At 62.6% G+C, this 20,359-nt stretch carries 14 protein-coding genes; 2 read left to right on the forward strand and 12 right to left on the reverse strand.

Features of this window, described 5'->3' with window-relative positions:
- Window positions 1–4: 4 nt before the first annotated feature.
- The 12 genes from OKW37_RS16765 to OKW37_RS16820 all read right to left on the reverse strand — a co-directional run bounded on the left by OKW37_RS16765 (window position 5) and on the right by OKW37_RS16820 (window position 14,836).
- A complete protein-coding gene (locus tag OKW37_RS16765) occupies window positions 5–3,190 on the reverse strand; it encodes a multidrug efflux RND transporter permease subunit (protein WP_429405187.1) in 3,186 nt (1,061 codons plus the stop codon).
- 7 nt (window positions 3,191–3,197) lie between these two features.
- Window positions 3,198–3,761, reverse strand: a complete 564-nt coding sequence (locus tag OKW37_RS16770) for a GNAT family N-acetyltransferase (protein ID WP_429405185.1) — start codon at window positions 3,759–3,761, stop codon at window positions 3,198–3,200.
- The gene (locus tag OKW37_RS16775) at window positions 3,758–4,279 is read right to left on the reverse strand and encodes a GNAT family N-acetyltransferase (protein WP_429405183.1); all 522 of its coding nucleotides are present in this window, start codon (window positions 4,277–4,279) and stop codon (window positions 3,758–3,760) included. Before OKW37_RS16775 ends, OKW37_RS16770 begins: the two co-directional genes overlap by 4 nt.
- Before the next feature lie 94 nt (window positions 4,280–4,373).
- The gene (locus OKW37_RS16780) at window positions 4,374–5,762 is read right to left on the reverse strand and encodes a TldD/PmbA family protein (RefSeq protein ID WP_429405181.1); all 1,389 of its coding nucleotides are present in this window, start codon (window positions 5,760–5,762) and stop codon (window positions 4,374–4,376) included.
- Window positions 5,759–7,198: a TldD/PmbA family protein gene (locus OKW37_RS16785; RefSeq protein ID WP_429405179.1), complete on the reverse strand. Its 1,440-nt coding sequence runs from the start codon at window positions 7,196–7,198 to the stop codon at window positions 5,759–5,761. The genes OKW37_RS16780 and OKW37_RS16785 overlap by 4 nt, the downstream gene beginning before the upstream one ends.
- On the reverse strand, window positions 7,195–8,841 hold the full coding sequence (locus OKW37_RS16790) for an ABC transporter ATP-binding protein (protein ID WP_429405177.1): 1,647 nt from the start codon (window positions 8,839–8,841) through the stop codon (window positions 7,195–7,197). Before OKW37_RS16790 ends, OKW37_RS16785 begins: the two co-directional genes overlap by 4 nt.
- Window positions 8,841–9,953, reverse strand: coding sequence for an ABC transporter permease (locus OKW37_RS16795; RefSeq protein ID WP_429509881.1), 1,113 nt, complete (start codon window positions 9,951–9,953; stop codon window positions 8,841–8,843). Before OKW37_RS16795 ends, OKW37_RS16790 begins: the two co-directional genes overlap by 1 nt.
- Entirely contained in the window at window positions 9,907–10,959 is a 1,053-nt protein-coding gene (locus OKW37_RS16800) for a microcin C ABC transporter permease YejB (protein ID WP_429405175.1), read from the reverse strand. The genes OKW37_RS16795 and OKW37_RS16800 overlap by 47 nt, the downstream gene beginning before the upstream one ends.
- Before the next feature lie 7 nt (window positions 10,960–10,966).
- Window positions 10,967–12,865, reverse strand: coding sequence for an extracellular solute-binding protein (locus OKW37_RS16805; RefSeq protein WP_429408376.1), 1,899 nt, complete (start codon window positions 12,863–12,865; stop codon window positions 10,967–10,969).
- Between the two features lie 175 nt (window positions 12,866–13,040).
- Window positions 13,041–13,784, reverse strand: a complete 744-nt coding sequence (locus OKW37_RS16810) for an energy transducer TonB (RefSeq protein ID WP_429405173.1) — start codon at window positions 13,782–13,784, stop codon at window positions 13,041–13,043.
- Entirely contained in the window at window positions 13,781–14,200 is a 420-nt protein-coding gene (locus OKW37_RS16815; protein ID WP_090800842.1) for an ExbD/TolR family protein, read from the reverse strand. Before OKW37_RS16815 ends, OKW37_RS16810 begins: the two co-directional genes overlap by 4 nt.
- 24 nt (window positions 14,201–14,224) lie before the next feature.
- On the reverse strand, window positions 14,225–14,836 hold the full coding sequence (locus tag OKW37_RS16820) for a MotA/TolQ/ExbB proton channel family protein (RefSeq protein ID WP_184063922.1): 612 nt from the start codon (window positions 14,834–14,836) through the stop codon (window positions 14,225–14,227).
- A 1,072-nt stretch (window positions 14,837–15,908) separates the two neighbouring features.
- Here OKW37_RS16820 and OKW37_RS16825 point away from each other — a divergent pair.
- Window positions 15,909–18,599 (forward strand): TonB-dependent receptor plug domain-containing protein, encoded by a 2,691-nt coding sequence (locus OKW37_RS16825; protein ID WP_429405171.1) that lies wholly within the window; start codon window positions 15,909–15,911, stop codon window positions 18,597–18,599.
- Between the two features lie 130 nt (window positions 18,600–18,729).
- Window positions 18,730–20,346: a peptide ABC transporter substrate-binding protein gene (locus OKW37_RS16830; RefSeq protein WP_429405169.1), complete on the forward strand. Its 1,617-nt coding sequence runs from the start codon at window positions 18,730–18,732 to the stop codon at window positions 20,344–20,346.
- The last annotated feature ends 13 nt before the right edge of the window (window positions 20,347–20,359 follow it).

Below are 20,359 nucleotides of genomic sequence, written 5' to 3' on the forward strand. Positions count from 1 at the left end.
CCGATCATGTGCTGACATCGCGAATCAACTCGCGCGACTGACGCCGATAGCCATGCAAGCGCCGCAGCGCGCCGCGCGGCCCTTGCTGCGCGACCACCGCCACCGCCTGAAACGCGACCGGCGCAAACACCAGCCCGAGCAAGGTCGCCGTCACGACGCCGCCGAACACGCCCGTACCGATCGACCGGCGGCTTTCCGCACCGCCGCCGCTCGCCAGCACCAGCGGCACGACGCCCAGCAGGAACGCCGACGACGTCATCACGATCGGGCGAAATCGCGCGCCCGCCGCGCGTATCACCGCGCGCGTCAGCGGCACGCCGCGTAGGCTCAGGTCGCGCGCGAATTGCACGATCAGGATCGCGTTTTTCGCGGACAAGCCTATCACTGTGATCATCCCAACCTTGAAGTAGACGTCGTTCGGCATGCCGCGCATCAGCATCGCCGCAATGGCGCCGACTATGCCAAGCGGTACGACCATCAACACCGCGAGCGGAATCGTCCAGCTTTCGTATAGTGCGGCCAGCGCCATGAACACCGCCAGCAGCGACAGTCCGAGCAGCAACGGCGTCAGCCGCGCCGCCGCGCGTTCTTCGCGCGCCGCATCGACCCAGTCGAACGCGATGCCCGCAGGCAAGCTCGCCGCGAGCCGCTCCATCGCCTCCATCGCCGCCCCCGAACTGACACCGCTCGCCGCACGGCCGTTCAGATCGAGCGACGGATAGCCGTTGTAGCGCGTCAATGCGACTGGCCCGATGGTCCAGCGGCGCGTCGCAACCGACGACAGCGGCACCATCGCGCCCGACTGGTTCGGCACCGACAACGCCAGCAGATCGGTTTCCGTCATCCGCGTCGACGCATCGCCCGCCACCAGGACGCGGCGCATCCGGCCACCCGCCGGAAAATCGGCGACGTAGTACGAGCCAAAGGTGCTGCCGAGCACGTCCGCAATCCGGTCGAACGATACGCCGAGCGCGTACGCCTTCGCGCGGTCCACGTCGAGTTCGATACGCGGCGCGTCGGGCAGATCCTCGAAATGAATCGACGCCAGCGACGGATCGGCCTTCGCGCGCTCGGCAAGCTGGTCGCGGGCGGCCTTCAACGCGTCGCGGCCCAAGCCGCCGCGATCTTCGAGCCGGAACGTGAAGCCGTCCGAATGCCCGACGCCCGGCACCGACGGCGGCAATTGCGCCTGCACGTTGCCGTCGAGAATCCGGCTGAACGACCGGTTCAACGTGTCGCGCAGCGTCATCGCATCAACGCCGCGCCGGCCCCAGTCTTTCAGCGTGACGAATGACATCGCCACGTTCTGTCCGCTGCCCTCGAAACTCCAGCCGATCACGCTTGTCACGTTCGCCACCGCCGTTTGCATGCGCAAAATCGACTCGGTCTTTTCGACGACGGCGAGCGTGCGCGCCTGCGTCGCGCCGGCCGGCAACTGCATCATCACCTGCAGCTGGCCCTGGTCTTCGACGGGCAGGAAGCCGCCCGGCATCCGCCAGTACAACGCGCCGCACAGCAGCAGCAATACGGCATACACCGCGAGCAGCGGCCCGACCCTGCGCATCGCGGCGGCCGTCATGGCCCGGTAGGCGCGCGACGCGCGATCAAAGCCCTGTTCGAAACGCGTCGAGAGGCGCGCGGCAACGCCACGCAAACCGCGTCGCGCGTCACGCTGACGGACCGATTGCGCAGGCGCGCCCAGCAGGTTCGCGCACAACGCGGGCGTCAACGACAGCGCCATGAAAGACGACACCAGCATCGACGCAATCATCGCGACCGCGAATTGCCGGTAAATCCCACCGACGCCGCCAGGAAAGAACGCCATCGGCACGAACACGGCGGTCAGCACCGCCGTCACGCCGACGATCGCACCGCCGATCTGTTTCATCGCTTTCAATGTCGCGTCGCGCGCCGCCATGCCCTCTTCGTCCATCACGCGATGCACGCTCTCGACCACCACGATCGCGTCGTCGACCAGAATGCCGATCGCCAGCACGAGGCCGAACATCGTGAACACGTTGATCGACAAGCCGAATGCGTACATCGTGACAAACGCACCCATCAGCGTGACCGGAATCACCACTGTCGGCACCAGCGCGTAGCGCAGATCGCGCAGGAACAGCCACATCACGAGAAACACCAGCAAGATCGCCTCGGCCAGCGTGATCAGCACTTCGCGAATCGCAACGTTGACGAAGCGCGCGCTATCGAACGGCACCTGAACCGCGACGCCCGGCGGCAAACGGCTCGCCAGTTCCGCGAGCCGCGCCCGAATCGCGTCCGATGTTTCGAGCGCGTTGCCGCGCGGCCCGAGTTGAATCCCGACCGTCGCCGACGGCTTGCCGTTCAGGCGCGACCAGAACGTATAGTTGTCGCGGCCGATCTCGACCCGCGCGACGTCGGCAAGCCGCACTGCCGAGCCGTCGGGGTGCGCTTTCAGCACGATCTGGCCGAATTCCTCCGGCGACAGCAACTGCCCTTTGACGTTCACCGACGCGCTCAGCTGCTGGCCGTCCACCAGCGGCGCGTCGCCGAGTGTGCCTGCCGCGACGCTCGCGTTTTGCGCGGCAATCGCGGCGTTGACGTCGGACGCGGCGAGGCCGAATTCGCGCAGCTTCATCGGATCGAGCCAGACGCGCAACGCTTCGTCGGCGTCCCACAGTTGCGCGGAACCGACGCCCGGCGCGCGCTTCAGTTCGCGCATGATGTCGCGGCTGAGGATGTCGCTCAGTTGCGCGGAATCGCGCGTGCCATCGGTGGATGTCAGCGCGACCAGCATCAGGAACGTGTTGGCGGCCTTGAAAACGCTGATACCCTGCTGCACCACCTGTTGCGGCAAACGCGGCTCGACCTGCTTGAGCCGGTTCTGCACGTCCATCATCGCGATATCGGGGTTGGTGCCGGGCGCGAAGGTCGCCGCGATTTCAAGGTTGCCGAGGCCGTCGCTGGCGGTTTCGTAGTAAAGCATCCCGTCGGCACCGTCGAGACTTTCTTCGATGACGCTGCCAACGTTCGCATCCACGGCTTCCGTCGATGCACCCGGATAGACGGCGTCGATCACGATACGCGGCGGCGCGAGTCGTGGATATTGCGCGACCGGCAGTTGCGTCAACGCGAGCGCGCCCGCGATGATTACCGCAAGCGCCAGAATCCACGCAAAGACCGGTCGGTCGATAAAAAAGGCGGCCAAGGCATGCTCACGCGTGTGGGTTCGGTGCGAGCGCGACCGGCGAAGCGAACACCGGCGCATCGGCGAAACGGGCCATATGGAATGCATCGACCAGCTTGCCGTCGCGCATCGCGAACGCTGGCGAGCGTCCTTCCTCGACGAAACCGAAGCGCTGGTACAGAGCGATCGCGCGGTGGTTGTCGACGAACACGGTCAACTCCAGCCGACGCAGGCCGAGCAGCGTATCCGCGCACTCGACGGCCGCCGCGAGCAGCGCCGTGCCGATGCCGCGCCCGACGTAATCGTCATGCACGCAGAGACCGATTCCCGCGCAATGCGCCATCCGGTGCATGCGCGGCAACACGTCGATCATCCCGACCACGCGAGCGCCCGCCTCCGCGCACAGCCCGAGCGTGTTCGCGGGCATTTTTTCGAGCCAGCTCCCGACCGTCGCGTTCGAGCGATACGGCGTCTGCAACGTGCCATGCCGCGCGCCGGGGCAGTTCATCAACGAAGTGATCGCGTCGAGATCGGACACTTCGCGGGCGCGGATAATCACATGCGCCATGTCGGGTTTCAACGAGACGTTCATACGGCCGCCTCGATTTCCGCTTGCAGATGACCCATCGGCGCGCGTAAGCGGCCCATGAACATCGAGTCGATCAGCATGCCGTCGCGCAGCACGGCGCCGCGAAAGGTCGCTTCGTGCGAAAAACCGAACTTGCGATACAGCGCAATCGCGCGATGGTTGTCGGCGAACACGTTCAGCTCGAGACGGCGCAGCCCGTACCAGTTGTCGGCGGCATCGATCAGTTCGGCCATCAGCCGCGTGCCGACGCCCTTGCCCTGCCAGTCGTCGTGCACGCTGATACCCAGCCAGCCGCTATGCGCGCGACGCAGCGTGCCCGGATGCAGATCGGCCGAGCCGACCAGCGTATCGCCCACCAGCGCTGCAATCGCCATCGACGGCGCCGCGAGCTTCGCGAGCCAGCCTTGAGTCTGCTGCAAGGTCGGATACGGACGCATCGGGTTCTGGCGCATCACACCGGGGCATGAACGCAGCGCGTGGAATTGCGCGGCGTCGTCCGGATCCAGCGGCCGAATGCTCATCTCGACCGGTTCGGCCCCGAACCGGGTCGTGCTCTCAAATATTGTCTTTGGTTCTGTCATTGTTATGGCGTTCAGTCTGTCATCGGAAACTCACTCACAGCGTCAGTTCGAACGAGCGTGCCAGCAAGCCGGGTAGTTTCCAGCCGCCGGTCTGCCGCTCGCCCTCCGTTCCATCGTTCAGCAGCAGTTCCGGCTCGGCGTCGAGACGTTCGAGCTCGCTCGACAGCAAACGGTACAGGCTGTCGTCGAAACGCATCGCGTCGACCGGCGCGACGATCTGGCCGCGTTCGACCCAGAACGTCGCGAAACGCGTCATGCCGGTCAACCGGCAATTCATCCGGTCAGAAAAATTCACGTACCAGAGATTGCCGACATACAGCCCGGTATCGAGTGCGGCAAGGATATCCGCGGCGTCGAGATCGCCGCCAGCCATCGCCAGCGACTCGGGCGTTTCGCTGGCGAGCGCGCCGTTCGGCGTCAATCCGTATTCGCGCGCGCTACGGGCGTTGGTCAGTTGTCCGGCGTTGCGGCCGTCGTGAATCAACGGCACGCTGTCGCGCTGATAACCGTCTTCGTTGAAGCGCGGCGTGATATTCAGGCTCAGGTCTTCGGTCATCGACACGCGCGGATCGAGCGCGACTTCGCCGCTGTGCAGCCGGTAAAACGGGCTGCGCGCGGTGGCGTTCGCGCGCGCGGAAAACCCGCCCCACGACGCCGTGCCGACCAGTTCCAGCATCGCCGCCGGCGCCAAATACGTGCGATACCGCCCCGGCGACAACGCGCGCGGCGTGCGTCCAAGCACCGGCAAACGTGCGGCGGCCTGTTCGACCTTCGCGGCGAACACGCTGTCGTCCCAGTGGTCGCCGGTGTACGTGCTTTTGATCGCACGACCGCTCGGGTCGTACAACGACCAGCTAAAGCTGAAATTGCTGACTTCGTACCAGCCGCGACTGCCGCGCGACGACGAGAAGCCGCGCACCATCGAGCCACCTGCATAGAAGCCGACGAAATCGAGTCCGCGCGCGCTTTCGGTGGCGATCCGCAACAGTGCGTCGGGCGCGGGCAGCTTGCCGCTGCGGCGCGTCGATTGGGTCCATTGGGTGGCGTCGTACAACAGATGCGGGTCGTCGGGCGCATCGCGCAAGCCGTCGCGCAACGTATTCAGCGCATCGGCGATATCGCGCAGGTCCGTCGCTGGATCGCCGCATACCGTGAAGCTCGAATACGCCTGCCTGGCGCCGTCGATCAGGCGGACGGTCAGTTTGCCTTGCGACACCTGGCCGATCTGCCGAACCTTGCCACCGTTGAAGCGGATAAAGTCGGATTGCTCCGCCGACAGCCGCGTCAACGCCACTTCGTCGCCGCTGAGCAAGGTGTCGATCGCATCGGCGAGCAGCGCGAAATGCGCGTGCCAATCCGGCGACTGCGCGTTCGAGGCGAAATCGAAGCCGCTCGATGCATTGACTGCATGGGTTGTAGTCATCGCGCGCCTCCGAATACATCGACATGCGTGAACACGCACGGCGGCGACGCATGGCCGACGCGCACCAGTTGCACCGGTTCGCCTTTGCCGCACATCGACGTGCCGAACACTTCGCGCGTGCCGGCATTGCCGACCGCGCTCAGGCTGCGCCAGAAATTCGCGGATATGCCGCGATAATTCGGTTGCCTGACGATTTGCGTGAGCTTGCCGTTTTCGATCAACTGGCCGAACTCGCAGCCGAATTGAAACTTGTTGCGGTGATCGTCGATCGACCACGACGTATTGGTGCGCATCAGGATGCCGTGTTCGATGCCGGAAATCATTTCGCCGAGCGTGCTGGTTCCCGGTTCGATATTCAGGTTCGCCATCCGGTCGATCGGCGCGCGATTCCAGCTCGACGCACGCGAATTCGCGACGCCCGCCATCTTTGCGCGCTGTTGCGACAGCGCGCCACCGAGCGGACGTTCGAGCACGCCATCGCGAATCAGATACTGTTTGCGCGCTTCAGTGCCGTCGTCGTCGAATGCGTACGACGCGGCTTGTTCGCGCAACGACGGATCGAATGTCACGTTGAGCAGTTCCGAGCCGTAACGGTAAGTGCCGAACATCTCCGGCTTCACGAAACTCCATCCGGCGAAGTTGCGTTCGTCGCCGAGAATCCGGTCGAGTTCGAGCGGATGCCCGATCGATTCGTGAATCTGCAACATCATCTGATCGGGCATCAGCAGCAGGTCGCGAGGACCAGACGGACAGTTCGGCGCGGCCAGCAAGGTCAGCGCGTCGGTGGCGAGCCGCACGCCTGCGCCGTCGAACGCGTAGCGGTCCAGCACTTCGACGCCGCCTTGCGCGAGCGTGCCGTAGTTGCCGCCGAGCGTGCGCACCTGCGTGTCGCCGTTCGCGTGCGCCGCGACGCTCATTTCCGGCATCACGAGGCAAAAGCGCTGGTCGATTCGCGCGCCGTCGCTGGTCAGATAAACCTGTTCGGTGCGCGTGATCTGCACGGATGCCGTGCGCTCGACGATCCGGTCGTCGATTTTCGCGGCGGCGCATTCGTGCGCGAGACGCGCGAGCCATTCGCCGCGCGTCGGCAGCGGCTGGTCGGCATTGGGCGAGACATACGCGCCGCTGAGCGCTTCGCGCGACACCGCGCGATGGTCGATCAGCGATGCGCCGGCGCTCGCCAGCGCACGTTGCGTCGCGATATCGAGCGCAGCCTGCAAGCCCGCGATGGACAGATCCGTGGTTGCCGCATAGCCCGCGCCCGCGCCGGCCCACGCGGTCAGCATGGCGCCGCGTTCGCGCTGCGTGCGCAGCGGCTGCGCGACGTCGTTGCGCACTTCGTGGTCGTCGATCTGCTCATCGCAAATCCGTAAGGACCAGAACGCCGCATTGCTCTTCAACGCACGGGCGGCCTGCGTCCAGCGCGATTCACTCATTGCAGCACCTCGGGTTCGTCGTGCTCCGGCGCGATCATCGACGCGGCGAGCAACGACTGCGTATAAGGATGTGACGGCGCATGCAGCACATCGAGCGTGTCTCCCGCCTCGACCACGCGGCCGTTCTTCATCACGATCACGCGATGCGCCATCGCACGCATCACCGCCAGATCATGGGTGATCAACAGATAGCTTAACCGGTACTTCTTCTGCAAGCCCGCCAACAACTTAAGCACCTGTTGCTGGATCGACACATCGAGCGCGCTGGTCGGCTCGTCGAGAATCAGCACTTCCGGTTCGACCGCCAACGCACGCGCGATCGCTATGCGCTGCCGCTGCCCGCCGGAAAACTCGTGCGGATAGCGCAGCATCGATTCTTGCGGCATGCCCACTTCTTCGAGCATCGTCCCCACCCGCGCGCGGCGCGTGCGCGCGTCGATTTCCGGCCGGTGCACCTCGATCCATTCCCCGACGATCTGCTCGACCGTCATACGCGGCGATAGCGACCCGAACGGGTCCTGAAACACCACCTGCATCCGCGAGTACAACGCGCGGCGCGAGTTCGCGCCACGCAAAGCCGACAACGGCGCGCCGTCGATATGAATATGACCGGCGGCGGGCCGTTGCAGACCGAGCAGCGTCGCCGCCAGCGTCGATTTTCCGGAGCCCGATTCGCCGACCACGCCGAGCGTCTCACCGCGACGCAGCGTCAGATCGACGTCGTGCACTGCGCGAAAGGTCGAACCGCTGAACAGCGAGCGCCAGCCTTTCGCGGCCGTCCTGTAATCGACCGCGAGGCCTTGCACCTCGAGCACCCGACGCGCGTGCGGTTCGATCGGCCCGATCTCGCGATGCGGTTCGCTGTCGAGCAATCGCTGCGTGTAAGGATGCTGCGGCGCTGCGAACAGCGCCCGGGTCGTATTGGTTTCGACCAGCACACCCTTTTCCATTACCGCCACGCGTTGGGCGAAGCGGCGCACGAGATTCAGGTCGTGCGTGATCAGCAGCACCGCCATGCCGCGATCGGCGGCTTCCTGTTCCTGCAACTCGATCAGCAGATCGACGATCTGCTGACGCACGGTGACGTCGAGCGCGGTAGTGGGTTCGTCGGCGAGCAGCAGGCGCGGATGGCACGCGAGCGCCATCGCGATCATCGCGCGCTGGCGTTGTCCGCCGGATAGTTGATGCGGGTAGCTGTCGATCCGCCGTTCCGGCTCGGGAATGCCGGTACGGCGCAGCAGTTCGATGCCGCGGGCGCGCGCCGCGTTCGACCACAAACCCTCGTGCAGACGCAGGCTTTCGGCGATCTGCTGACCGATCGTGAACAGCGGATTGAGCGCGGTCATCGGCTCCTGAAACACCATCGCGACGTCGGCGCCGCGAATCCCGCGCATCTGCTGCTCGGTTTTCTGTAATAGATCGACGCCGTCGAGACGGATCTGGCCGCTGGTCTGCGCAGGTTCGACGAGGCGCAGGATCGACAGCGCCGTGACGCTCTTGCCCGAACCGGATTCGCCGACCAGCGCAACCCGCTCGCCGCGCCCGATCGTCAGATTCAGTTCGCGAACCGCGACCTTGTCGCCGAAACGGATCGAGAACGTGTCGATTTCCAGCAAAGGCTTGTGCAACGTTGCGTCGCCCATCACTTCCTCCCGCCGAACGCCGACCCGCGTGAACGGGCGTCGAGCGCATTGCGCAACGCGTCGCCCATGAACGTCAGCAGCAACAACGTGATCACCAGCGCGGCAAACGCAGATACCGAAATCCACCATGCGTCGAGGTTGTTCTTGCCTTCCTGAAGCAGTTCGCCCAGGCTCGGCGTGGGCGGTGCGACACCCAGCCCCAGAAAGTCCAGACTCGTCAGCGACAGAATCGCGGCGCTCATCCGGAACGGCAGGAAGGTGATCACCGGCGTCATGCTGTTCGGCAGCAGATGACGCCAGATGATCTGCCAGTTGCTCAAACCCATCGTGCGCGCGGCGCGAACATAATCGAGCGAACGGTTGCGCAGGAATTCGGCGCGCACATAGTCGGACAGCACCAGCCAGCCGAACATCGACAGCAGGATAAACAGCAGCCACAAACTCGGCTCGAAGATCGACGCGAAGATGATCAGCAGATACAGGTCCGGCATCGAACTCCATACTTCGATCAGGCGCTGCCCGATCAGGTCGGTGCGGCCGCCGTAAAAACCTTGCAACGCACCCGCCAGCACGCCCAGCACGATACCCGACACCGTCAGCGCAAGCGCCATCAACACCGACAGCCTGAAGCCGTACAGCAATCGCGACAGCACGTCGCGGCCGTATTGATCGGTGCCGAGCCAGTTGGTCGCGGACGGCGACGCCGGAAACGGCCGCGTCGCGAAGTAATCGATCGTGTCGTAGTGGTAGTGATTCGGCGGGTAGATCGCGAAGTTGCCTTTCTCCGTCAACTGCTTGCGGATAAACGGATCGAGATAGTTCGCGCGGGTCGGAAAATCGCCGCCGAACATCGTTTCCGGATAGTCCTTCACGATCGGAAAATAGTCATGGCCGTCGTAACGGACCATCAGCGGCCGGTCATTCGCGAGCACTTCGCCGAGCAGGCTCAGCACGAACAGCGTCGCGAACACGATCAGGCTCCAGTAACCGAGCTTCTGCTGGCGGAAACGCTGCCATACGCGTCGCCCAGGCGACACGGACACCGGCAACGCGCCGGGCGGCAGCTTATCGGTCCAGGCTGTTGAACTGGATGCGGGGGTCGACGAGGACATAGCAGACGTCAGCAATGAGTTTGGTCACGAGACCAATCAGCGTGAACAGGAACAGCGAACCCAGCACGACCGGATAGTCGCGGCGGATCACCGAGTCATAAGACAGTTGGCCCATGCCGTCGAGCGAAAACAGCGTTTCGATCAGCAGGTTGCCGTTCAGGAAGGCGCCGATAAACGCGGCGGGCAACCCGGTCAGCAGCGGAATCGCGGCGTTGCGCAATACGTGCTTCCACAGCACGTCACGCTTGGGCGCGCCTTTCGCCCGCGCGGTCAGCACATATTGACGACCAATCTCTTCGAGAAACGTATTCTTGGTCAGGATCGTGACGATCGCGAAGTTGCCCACCACCGACGCCGTCACCGGCAACACGATGTGCCATAGATAATCGAGCACCTTGCCGAACGCGCTGAGTTCGTCGAAGTTATCGGACGTGAGGCCGCGCATCGGGAAGATCTGCCAGAACGTGCCGCCGCCAAACAGCATCAGCAGCAGCACGCCGAACACGAAGCCCGGAATCGCGTAGCCGGTCAGCACCATCACGCTGGTGGCGGTGTCGAAGCGCGAGCCGTTGCGCACCGCTTTCGCGATCCCGAGCGGCACCGACACGATGTAGGTCAGCACGACCGTCCATAACCCGAGCGTGATCGACACGGGCAGTTTCGAGCGGATCACCGCCCATACACTCTGATGGTGATAGTAGGACTGGCCGAGATCGAAACGCGCGTAGTCCCTCAGCATCTTCAGATAGCGCGTCAGCGGCGGTTTGTCGAAGCCGAACTGCTTCTTGATCTGCTCGATCTGCTGCGGATCGACGCCCTGGCTGCCGTGATACGCGTTGCCGCCGCCTCCGCCTTCGCCGCCGCGCTGCTGGCCGTGACGCAACTGCGTCATCATCTGTTCGACCGGGCCGCCCGGCACGAACTGCGTCACGAAGAAAGTCAGCGTAACGACGCCGATCAGCGTCGGGATCATCAGCAGCAGACGTTTGACGATGTAGATAAACATAAGCCCCTCACTTCGCCTCGGCGGTGTTGGCCGCAGCGGACGGCGGCTTGCGATACCAGTAGCTGACGATCCAGTCCTCGCCCTGGAAACTGACCGGCGTCACCGACGGGTAGCCGAGGGCGCTTTTGTACGCTATGCGCGTATCCGGCGCGAAATATTCGGGCACCAGGTAATAGCCGTTGATCAGCACGCGGTCGAGCGCATGGGTCGCGGTTTCGAGTGCGTTCAGCGTGCTCGCGCGCATCACCGCGCGCACCAGCGCATCGACCGCCGGCGACCTCACGCCCGGATAGTTTTCCGAGCCGACCTGCGCTGCCGATGCGCTGCTGAAACGACGCTCCAGTTCTGAACCGGGAATCGTCACGCGCAGATAGATGAACGTCGTCATATCGAACTCGAAGTTGTCGATCCGCTTCTGATACAACGCACTATCGATCTCGCGCATATGCGCATCGATGCCGAGCAGTTGCAGGTTGCGCATATACGCCAGCAGTACGCGATCCATGCCAGGCTGATCGTCGATGATTTCGATCGACATCGGGTTGCCGTGCGCGTCGCGCAACTGGCCGTCGCGCACCGTCCAACCCGCTTCGGCGAGCAGGCCGCGCGCTTCGCGCAGGTTCTCGCGCAACGTGTGCGGCGCAATCGTGTCGGCCTGCCTGACCATTGGACCGAACACGGCCGCGGGCAAACTCGCGCGATACGGCTCGAGCAGCGCGAGTTCGGCATCGGTCGGCGCGCCTTGCGCGGCGAACGGGCTATCGTCGAAGTAGCTGTTGGTGCGCCGGTACTGGCCGTAGAAGGTCATCCGGTTCAGCCAGTCGTAGTCGAACGCGAGTGCAAGGGCATGCCGCACCCGCACATCCGAAAACATCGGCCTGCGCGTGTTGAACATCAGCCCCTGCATCTGCGCGCCGTGATCCGGAAAGAGTTTGCGCTGTAACGCGCCGTTATCGAAGTTCTTGCCGATATAACGGCGCGCCCATTGCATCGAACTGTATTCGACCATCACGTCGGTATCGAGCGCTTTCAGCGATTCGAGCTGCGTGTAATGATCGTGATAGAGCTTGAACGCGACGCGCGCGAAATGGTACATGCCGCGCCGCGATGGCAAATCGGCCGCCCAGTAAGCCGGATTGCGACGGTAGACGATCTGCGTGTCGTTCTTGCGCTGCTCGATCAGATACGGGCCGCTCGACACCGGCGGCACGTTGGTCAACTGATCGAACGCGATGCGCGTGCCGTTGGCTTGCATTGCCCACTTGCGCGAGAAAACCGGCAGGTCGCCTGCGATCAACGGCGCGTCGCGTTCCACGTGCCTGAAGTCGAAGCGCACCCGCGACGGGTCGAGCACCGTGGCGCGGCTGATCACCGCGAACTGCGAGTTGAACAGCGGCGATGCCTGCGGGCTGGTCAGCGTATCGAACGAATACTTGACGTCCTCGGCGGTGATCGGATCGCCGTTCGAAAAGCGCGCTCGCGGGTCGATATGAAACACCGCTGATTTGCCATCCGGCGCCACCTCGACGTCGTCGGCGATCAATGCGTATTCCGACGCGAGTTCGTCCCAGCTGCGCTGCATCAGCGTATCGAACATCAGATGCAGGATGTCCGGCGCCGGCGCACCACGCGTCAGGAACGGATTCAGCGAATCGTAGCTTTGCCTTTCGTCGTAGTTCTGGAAAACCAGTGTGCCATCGGTCGGCGCATTCGGGTCCGCGTAATCGAAATGCGTGAACCCGGATGGATACTTTGGCGCGTCGTACTGCGCGATCGACGCCCTCGCCAACACGGGCGCGGTCGTCAACGGCACGACCAGCAGACCCGCGACGAGCGTCATCGCAACCCGCGCCGCGAACGCCGTAACGACGCGCGCGCGCGGGCCTCGAAACCTGTCGGTTGTCATCATGCGTGTCTGGACGCAATCGGCTCGTAGCCGATGCGCGATGCTTCGAAACCGCGCGGGCGGCGGCGGGTAGCCACCGCTCGCGCGGTTCCGGGTTGAAGGCCGGATGGGTAAATTGCGAAGGCCGGAAGTTCGCGTCGAAGCTGAGCTTATTCGTCGTCGTTACTCGTCGTGGTTACTCGTCGTCGGACGGTGTGGTCTTGAACGAGAACTGAACCTCGCCGACATACGGCTCGGCATTCTTCTCGCACTTGTACGCCTTGCCTGCGGCAATCACGGCTTCGTTGAACACCGACGTCGGCGGCGTGACGCGCATGATCTTCACGTCGCTGACCTTGCCGTCCGTACCGATCGTCAGATGCGCGATCACGTCCGCCGAAATACCGTCCGTCAATGCCTTGCGCGGAATCACCGGCTGCACCGACTGACAATGACCGCGGCCGTCCACCACGCCATGCAGCGCGGGCGGCGCCGGCGGTGCGGCCGGTGCCGGAGCGGGTGCCGGAGCAGGCGTCGGCGAGGCGATCGCCGGAGCGTTCGGAGCCGGATTCGCCGTGGGCTGGATCACCGGCTGCGGCGTCGGTCGCGGCGGCGGCGGCGTCGGGGTCGGCTTCGGTATTTCGTGCTTCGGCTGCGCTTTGGGCGGCGCCGGCGGCGGCTCCAGCTTCTTCACCTCGGGCGGCGGCGGTGGCGGAGGCGGCGGCGCAATCTGCACGCGCATCTCCTTCGGCGGCGGAGGCGGCGGCGGCTGGAACTTCATGTGCGACACGCCCAGAATCACCAGCGCCTCGACCAGCACCGCAACGCCGATCGCCAGCTTCATGGGCATGCGACCGTGATGCGCCGGCGTCGTCGATGCCCAGAGTGCACCGTGCAGGCGGTTTTGCGGATCTTTCATGTCGATGGCCGGTGAACTCATGTCGTCGGGTTCGTGGCCAATGCAACCGAACTGATGCCCGCCGCGCGCACCAGGTCCATTACCTTGACGATATTCTTGTAGCTCGTGCCTTCGTCGCCGGCAATCGCGACATCTACTTTCTTCGAGTCGTGAACCAGACCTTGCAGACGCGCGGTCAGTTCGTCGGGCGTCACGGGCTTCGAATCCAGATAGATTTCATCCGTCTTCGTCACGCCGATCGATAGCTTGACGGTCTGCTGCAACTGCTCGGCGGTGCTCGATTGCGGCAGGTCGAGCTTGATGCCTGTGCCCTGGATCATCTTCAGCGTCGCGAGCATGAAGAACACCAGCAGGAACATCATGATGTCGATCATGGGGATGATCTCGATGCGCGCTTTCTCTTCACCGCCGAGGTAATGGCTGCGATGGTTTCGCATGGTCCGTCTCCTTGAGTGCGGGCGTCAGACTGCGAAGCGCGATACGAGCAGCGACTTGATGAGGTCGAACTGGTTGACCGTCATCCGGATACGCTTGTTGAAGTAGTTCAGGAAGATCACGCAGATGATCGCGATGGTCAGCCCGCACGCGGTGGCCGTCAGCGCGTGACCGATGCCGCCCGTCACACCGTTCGGGTTCGCGGTGCCGCTGGTGCCGAGCACGTTGAACGATTCGACCATGCCGATGATCGTGCCAAGCAGACCCAGCAACGGGCCGAGCGTCACGGCCGTATCGAGAATCCACAGGTTACGGTCGAGACGCGGCAACTGGAACATGATCGTTTCCTCGATCTCGCGTTCGACCACGGCTTCGCTCTTGCCCTTCACTTTCATCGCCGACTTCACGAGTTCGCCTTGCACGGTCTGCTTGTAGTGCTCGGCCACTTTGGCGGCATCGTCGGGATTGGCTGCATCGACGAGTTTCAGGTCATGTTCGAGGGTCTTGCCGGCACGCACGGCACGCGAGAAGAACATGAATCGTTCGATGATGATCGCGATGCCGAGCAGGAAGATGAACGCGAGGAGAGGGATCAGACCCATCGACTGGATCGAGTAGTTAATGAGGGTATTCAGCACTGCGGACTCCGGTTAGTACAGGCTCAAGCGGCCGTTGAATAACGGTGGGTATCGAGATGCCGGCTGCCTTATGGGTCGCCAGCTAAAAAGGCCTGTCACCCATGCAAAGCCCGTACCAGATCGAGCGCCTGATTGCTCCGTAAAGACGTCGCCAATCCCTTACATGGAACGCTTTGCCTTTTATTTCATAGCCTTACGTAGCGTAACAAAAACTCGCATCCCGAAGGCTTGCGTCGCGCTCGCGCACGCGTATAGCAAAACAAATTGATTTCGGTAATGGCGTAAATCCGCTTTCGAAGACTTATCCTGGAAAGGTCTTTAATTCGCTATTGCCGAAATGGTGCGAAAAATCGCAATTGAAACGCTTTGGTGCAATGCTCAATACGACATAGCCAACTTTATTACATATAGCTTTCTTTACACCTTTCGTTTGCTTACATCATGAACACCAATTGCAGACCAATCCCCGACCCAAAAAGGCTCCGCGCAACGCGAAGCCATCTTACCGATCATTTTCTTACATTTATTACTTAGCGTTTTTAAGGCATATTAATTGCCCAGAATTAGTGAATCTAATTGCGTTTTATCCACTTTTATTAATGCACCAATTCGGAATTAACGCATTCGCGCGGTGCGAATTCCGCACCAATCGTAACGACAACGAACCACCAGGCTGTATTCTTTTTTAATTGAAATTTTCTTGTGTTCTGTTACACGCACGAGGAGAGATTTATTTCCATGCATTACCCGCGTAACAAAATTTTTCGTAAGTCTTAATTCCTAAGCAAATCAATCGCTTCGATGCATTTGCGGAGGCCGCTCAAGGCCTTTCCGACGGTCCGCTACCTCACACATGGCATATCTCATGCTCTTGCTGCGCTCGCTTCAAGACCAAGGCGCGCGTCCGACACGATCGGCGACGCACCCTGGACGGGATGTGCGGGACGGCGCGGGGATGCGCCGGACAGCGAAGAACTCGCTGACGTCAACGCACTGCAGCGCATGCGCAACTCGCGCCTGCGTTTGCGTGATCGTTCAACGGAAGTGGCCTCAACAACAAGAAGGAGCGCAAGTGAAACAGAAGCGATTGGCCTCAGCCATCAAAAGAATCATCGGAGCCGAGCTGGTGTTGACAGCGGCGTTCGTCCCGCTGGCACACGCACAAAGCCAACCTGATACAGCGGCCGTTCCGACGGCCGCAAGCACGCCAGCGGCGACTCCCCCCGCCGTCAGCAAGCTCGAAAAAGTAGAAGTCACCGGTTCGCTGATCCGCACATCGGACAAGACCGGCAACGTCGAAGTCCAGACCGTTACGGCAAGGGAAATCCAGCAAAGCGGCTACACGACCGTGGCCGACTTCCTGCGCGGCATGTCTGCCAACTCCGCGTCCAGTTGGGGTTCCACCACGATGAACGGCACGGCGCCGGGCGGCTCGGGGATCGCATTGCGCGGTCTGTCCGAGAAGTACACGCTGGTGCTGGTCGACGGCCAACGCGTCGCGAACTACGCACAGGCGGTGAACTTCACCGACACGTTCTTCGACGTCAACACGATCCCGCTGAACATCGTCGATCACATCGAAATCGTGAAGACGGGCGCCGTGTCCGCATACGGTTCCGACGCGATTGCCGGCGTGGTCAACATCATCACGAAGAAGAACTTCCAGGGTCTTCAGATCGACGGGCAGCTCGGCAAGGCACAGCATCCGGGTGACGGTCAGGGCAACTTCAGCGTGCTCGGCGGCTTCGGCGACCTGAACTCGGATCGTTTCAACGTGACGGCAGCCGCCAGCTACTATCGCGATTCCGGTTCGACGCTCGACCAGCGCGACATGACCAAAAACGAAGACTTCAGCCAGTTCCCAGGTGGGTCGGCTGGTCCTCTGGGTCCGAATCAGCAGTCATTCTGGCAACTGCCGGACGGCTCGACCGCCGCGTTGAGCCCATGCCCTCCGGGCAGCACTAACGCGGCGGGCGCATCGTGCGTGTACAAGAACGCGAACACGTACTCGCTGATTCCACAGACGACGCGTATGAACGCGAAGGTGCGCGGCACCTTCAAGATCAACGACGACATACAGGCTTACGCCGACCTGTGGGCGAGCCGCAACGAGACGGTCCAGTATTTCGGCAGCCCGGCCATCAGCAGCACGTCGAACGTGTTCAATCCGCTGACCGGCTCGGTGTCGCAACTCGACCGCACGGTGTCGGCGCTGAATCCGTACAACCCGTACGGTGTCGATACGCCGATCAACCTGACCTTCCCGGGCGTTGCGCAGCGCGCAGACACGGTATCGACGTTCTGGAAGGCCTCGACGGGCGTGAAAGGTTCGTTCACCACGCCGAAGGTCGGCGACTGGGACTGGTCGGTGGACTATGGTCATTCGCAGAGCACGGTCGACACGACGTACTCGAACATGATCAACACGGCCGCGCTTGAAAACATCCTCGGCCCGAACGGCGGCTACAACTTCGCGAACCCGGCATCGACACCGAACGGTCTGAACGGCCTGTTCCAGGACGACAACCAGCAGGCGATCTCGAAGCTCGACAGCGTGACGGCGAAGACCTCGACCGGCAATCTGTTCAACCTTCCGGCTGGCCCGGTCGGCATTGGTTTCGGTACGGAATTCCGTCACGAAAGCTCGCTGATCAACCCGCGCACGTACTCGTCGCAAGGGATCGTCGTGCCGGCGAACGTTCAGTCCGTCGACGGCGAACGCAACATCGCGGCCGTGTATTACCAGATCGATATTCCGATCATCCACAACCTGACGTTCACGCAAGCGGGCCGCTACGACCACTATAGCGACTTCGGCGGCGCGTTCTCGCCGAACTTCGCACTGCGCTTCCAACCGGTCCAGATGCTGACGACGTACGCGTCGTACAGCCGTGGTTTCCGCGCGCCGACGCTGGTCGAAAACTCGCAGGCAACCTACCTGGCTCACCAGAACCTCGTCGATCCGAACGACCCGAGCGGCGTGCCGACCAAGCACTTCACGACGGAACAGATCAACGGCAATCCGAACCTCCAACCGGAGCACACCAAGAACTACAACATCGGCTTCGAACTGTCGCCGGATGCGTCGACCGATATCGGTGCAGCGTTCTACAAGATTCATATCGACGGCGTGATCGGTACCGACGATCCGAATGCCGTGCTGGATGCCAACGACCCGTCGAAGGTCGTGCGCAATCCTGACGGCACGATCCGCTACATCGCGCAACAGTTCGTCAACCTCGGCTCGCTGGATACCGACGGCTTCGACATGAACTTCCGCAAGTCGGTCGGCACGAAGTACGGCACGTTCACGCTGTCGGGCGACTGGGCGTACGTGTGGCACTTCAAGCTGAACAGCCCGGGCGCTGCAACGCAGGACTTCGCGGGTAACAACCTCGCGCTGCTGCAACCGTTCGGTGCGTCGAATCCCCGCTGGAAGGGCAACACGAGCCTGACGTGGGATTACCGCAAGATGACCACGACGCTGAGCTGGCAGTACACGGGTCCGTACACCAACGCAGTGGCAGCCGAGTTCGGCGACGGTGGCACGGGTTCGGTGGCGTCGTATAGCCAGTTCAACCTGATGATGACGTATCGCGGCTTCAAGAACTGGACGATCTATGGCGGCATCCAGAACATCTTCGACAGGGAGCCGCCGTTCGACGTGGAGTGGCAATCAACGCCGGACATCACCGGCTACGACCAGTCGCTGTACACGAATCTGGGCCGCTTCTTCCAGATCGGTGCGACCTACCGCTTCTGATCGTCGCAGCGGGCTTTATCGCAGGACCGTAGGTCTCCTCTTGCCTCTTCTTCGTTGTTGAAGAGGATTGGCGGCGGTGCCTCGTGCACCGCCAGCTTTTTTGCTATTCGGATGCCACTTGAAATACGCAATGAAACCGATTCACGCCACTCGGGCGGCGTTGGCCGCGTTGGCACTCGCCCTTCTCTCTCCCGCCCACGCCGTGACGATCCCGCCCGGCGTCACGCTCGCAGCCACCCAGGAACTGACGCGGCAAACACCCGTCGAGGCAGAATCGATCGACCCCGCGCATATCGAATCCTGGGCCGCTAATACCATCGGCCTCGACCTGTTCGAAGGCTTGACGCGAATCGCCGCCGACGGTGCGGTCGTGCCGGGCGTCGCGCAATCGTGGAGCCGCAGCGCGCCCGATACATGGATCTTCAAGCTGCGCCACAACGCGCGCTGGAGTAACGGCGAGCCGGTCACGGCCGCCGATTTCGTCTATTCATGGCAACGCGTGGTCGATCCGAAGACCGGCTCGAAATACACGATCCTGGTCGAGTTCGTGAAGAACGCGAAGGCGATTCTGGCGGGCAAGGCGCCGCTCTCCAGTCTCGGCGTGCGCGCGGTCGATCCGTACACGGTAGAGGTCAGGACCGAAGACCCGACCGCGTTCTTTCCGCAACTGACCGCAATGTCGACGATGGCGCCGGTGAACCGCGCGACGGTCGCGAAGTACGGCGACGAATGGACCCGTCCCGGCCACATGGTCAGCGACGGTGCGTATGCGTTGAGCGACTGGCAACCGGGCAACCGTCTCGTGATGGTGAAGAACGACAGGTACTGGGATGCGAGCAAGGTCGCGATCACGAAAGTCACCTATCTGCCGATCGAAAGCGACGAAACGGCAATGCGGATGTATCAGGCCGGCCAGTTCGATTACACGTATTCGATTCCGTCCGGCATCTATAACCAGGTCAGCAAGCAGTTCGGCTCCGAACTGAAGACCGGGATGTTTATCGCCACCTACTACTACTCGCTGAACAACGCCGACCCGGCCTTCAGGGACAAGCGCGTGCGCGAGGCGCTGTCCATGGTGATCGACCGCAACCTGCTGACGTCCAAACTGACCGCAAGCGGCGAGTTGCCGCTGTACGGCCTGATTGCAAAAGGCACGCAAGGCGCGGCGCAATTCCAGCCCGACTGGGCCGCGTGGCCGATGGCGAAACGCATCGAAACCGCGCGAGACCTGCTGAAACAGGCGGGCTATTCCGCTGCAAAGCCGTTGACGTTCACGCTGACATACAACACCAACGACCTGCACAAGAAGGTCGCGCTATTCACGACGTCGGAATGGCGCACCAAGCTCGGCGTCAACGTGAAGCTCGAAAACGTCGAGAACCGCGTGCTGCTGAAAATGCGCCACGACGGCAAGGTGCAGGCGTCGCGCGACGGCTGGTTCGTCGACTACAACGACGCGATGTCGTTCTTCGACCTGATCCGCTGCAACAGCGTGCAGAACGACCAGCACTACTGCAATCCGAAGGTCGATGCGTTGATCGATCAGGCGAACCAGCAGATGGACGAAGCGAAGCGCACCGCGATGCTAACGCAGGCGCACGACATCGCGATGAACGACTATCCGCTGATTCCGATGTTCCAGTACTCGGCGGTGCGGCTCGTGAAATCGTATGTGGGCGGCTATTCGCCGACCAACTACGTCGATCAGCGGCAGTCGCAGGACATGTACATCATCAAGCACTGAGCGCAAGGAGCCT

Source organism: Paraburkholderia sp. MM5482-R2 (assembly GCF_050436125.1).
GTDB classification, from domain to species: Bacteria; Pseudomonadota; Gammaproteobacteria; order Burkholderiales; family Burkholderiaceae; genus Paraburkholderia; species Paraburkholderia tuberum.

What these genes read in the sequence shown, in the direction of transcription:
- OKW37_RS16830 (WP_429405169.1), top strand. Translation starts at nt 18,730, where the DNA reads ATGAAACCGATTCACGCCACTCGGGCGGCGTTGGCCGCGTTGGCACTC.
- OKW37_RS16805 (WP_429408376.1), bottom strand. Translation starts at nt 12,865, where the DNA reads ATGACAACCGACAGGTTTCGAGGCCCGCGCGCGCGCGTCGTTACGGCG.
- OKW37_RS16785 (WP_429405179.1), bottom strand. Translation starts at nt 7,198, where the DNA reads ATGAGTGAATCGCGCTGGACGCAGGCCGCCCGTGCGTTGAAGAGCAAT.
- OKW37_RS16770 (WP_429405185.1), bottom strand. Translation starts at nt 3,761, where the DNA reads ATGAACGTCTCGTTGAAACCCGACATGGCGCATGTGATTATCCGCGCC.
- OKW37_RS16775 (WP_429405183.1), bottom strand. Translation starts at nt 4,279, where the DNA reads ATGAGCATTCGGCCGCTGGATCCGGACGACGCCGCGCAATTCCACGCG.
- OKW37_RS16790 (WP_429405177.1), bottom strand. Translation starts at nt 8,841, where the DNA reads ATGGGCGACGCAACGTTGCACAAGCCTTTGCTGGAAATCGACACGTTC.
- OKW37_RS16815 (WP_090800842.1), bottom strand. Translation starts at nt 14,200, where the DNA reads ATGCGAAACCATCGCAGCCATTACCTCGGCGGTGAAGAGAAAGCGCGC.
- OKW37_RS16800 (WP_429405175.1), bottom strand. Translation starts at nt 10,959, where the DNA reads ATGTTTATCTACATCGTCAAACGTCTGCTGCTGATGATCCCGACGCTG.
- OKW37_RS16810 (WP_429405173.1), bottom strand. Translation starts at nt 13,784, where the DNA reads ATGAGTTCACCGGCCATCGACATGAAAGATCCGCAAAACCGCCTGCAC.
- OKW37_RS16780 (WP_429405181.1), bottom strand. Translation starts at nt 5,762, where the DNA reads ATGACTACAACCCATGCAGTCAATGCATCGAGCGGCTTCGATTTCGCC.
- OKW37_RS16795 (WP_429509881.1), bottom strand. Translation starts at nt 9,953, where the DNA reads ATGTCCTCGTCGACCCCCGCATCCAGTTCAACAGCCTGGACCGATAAG.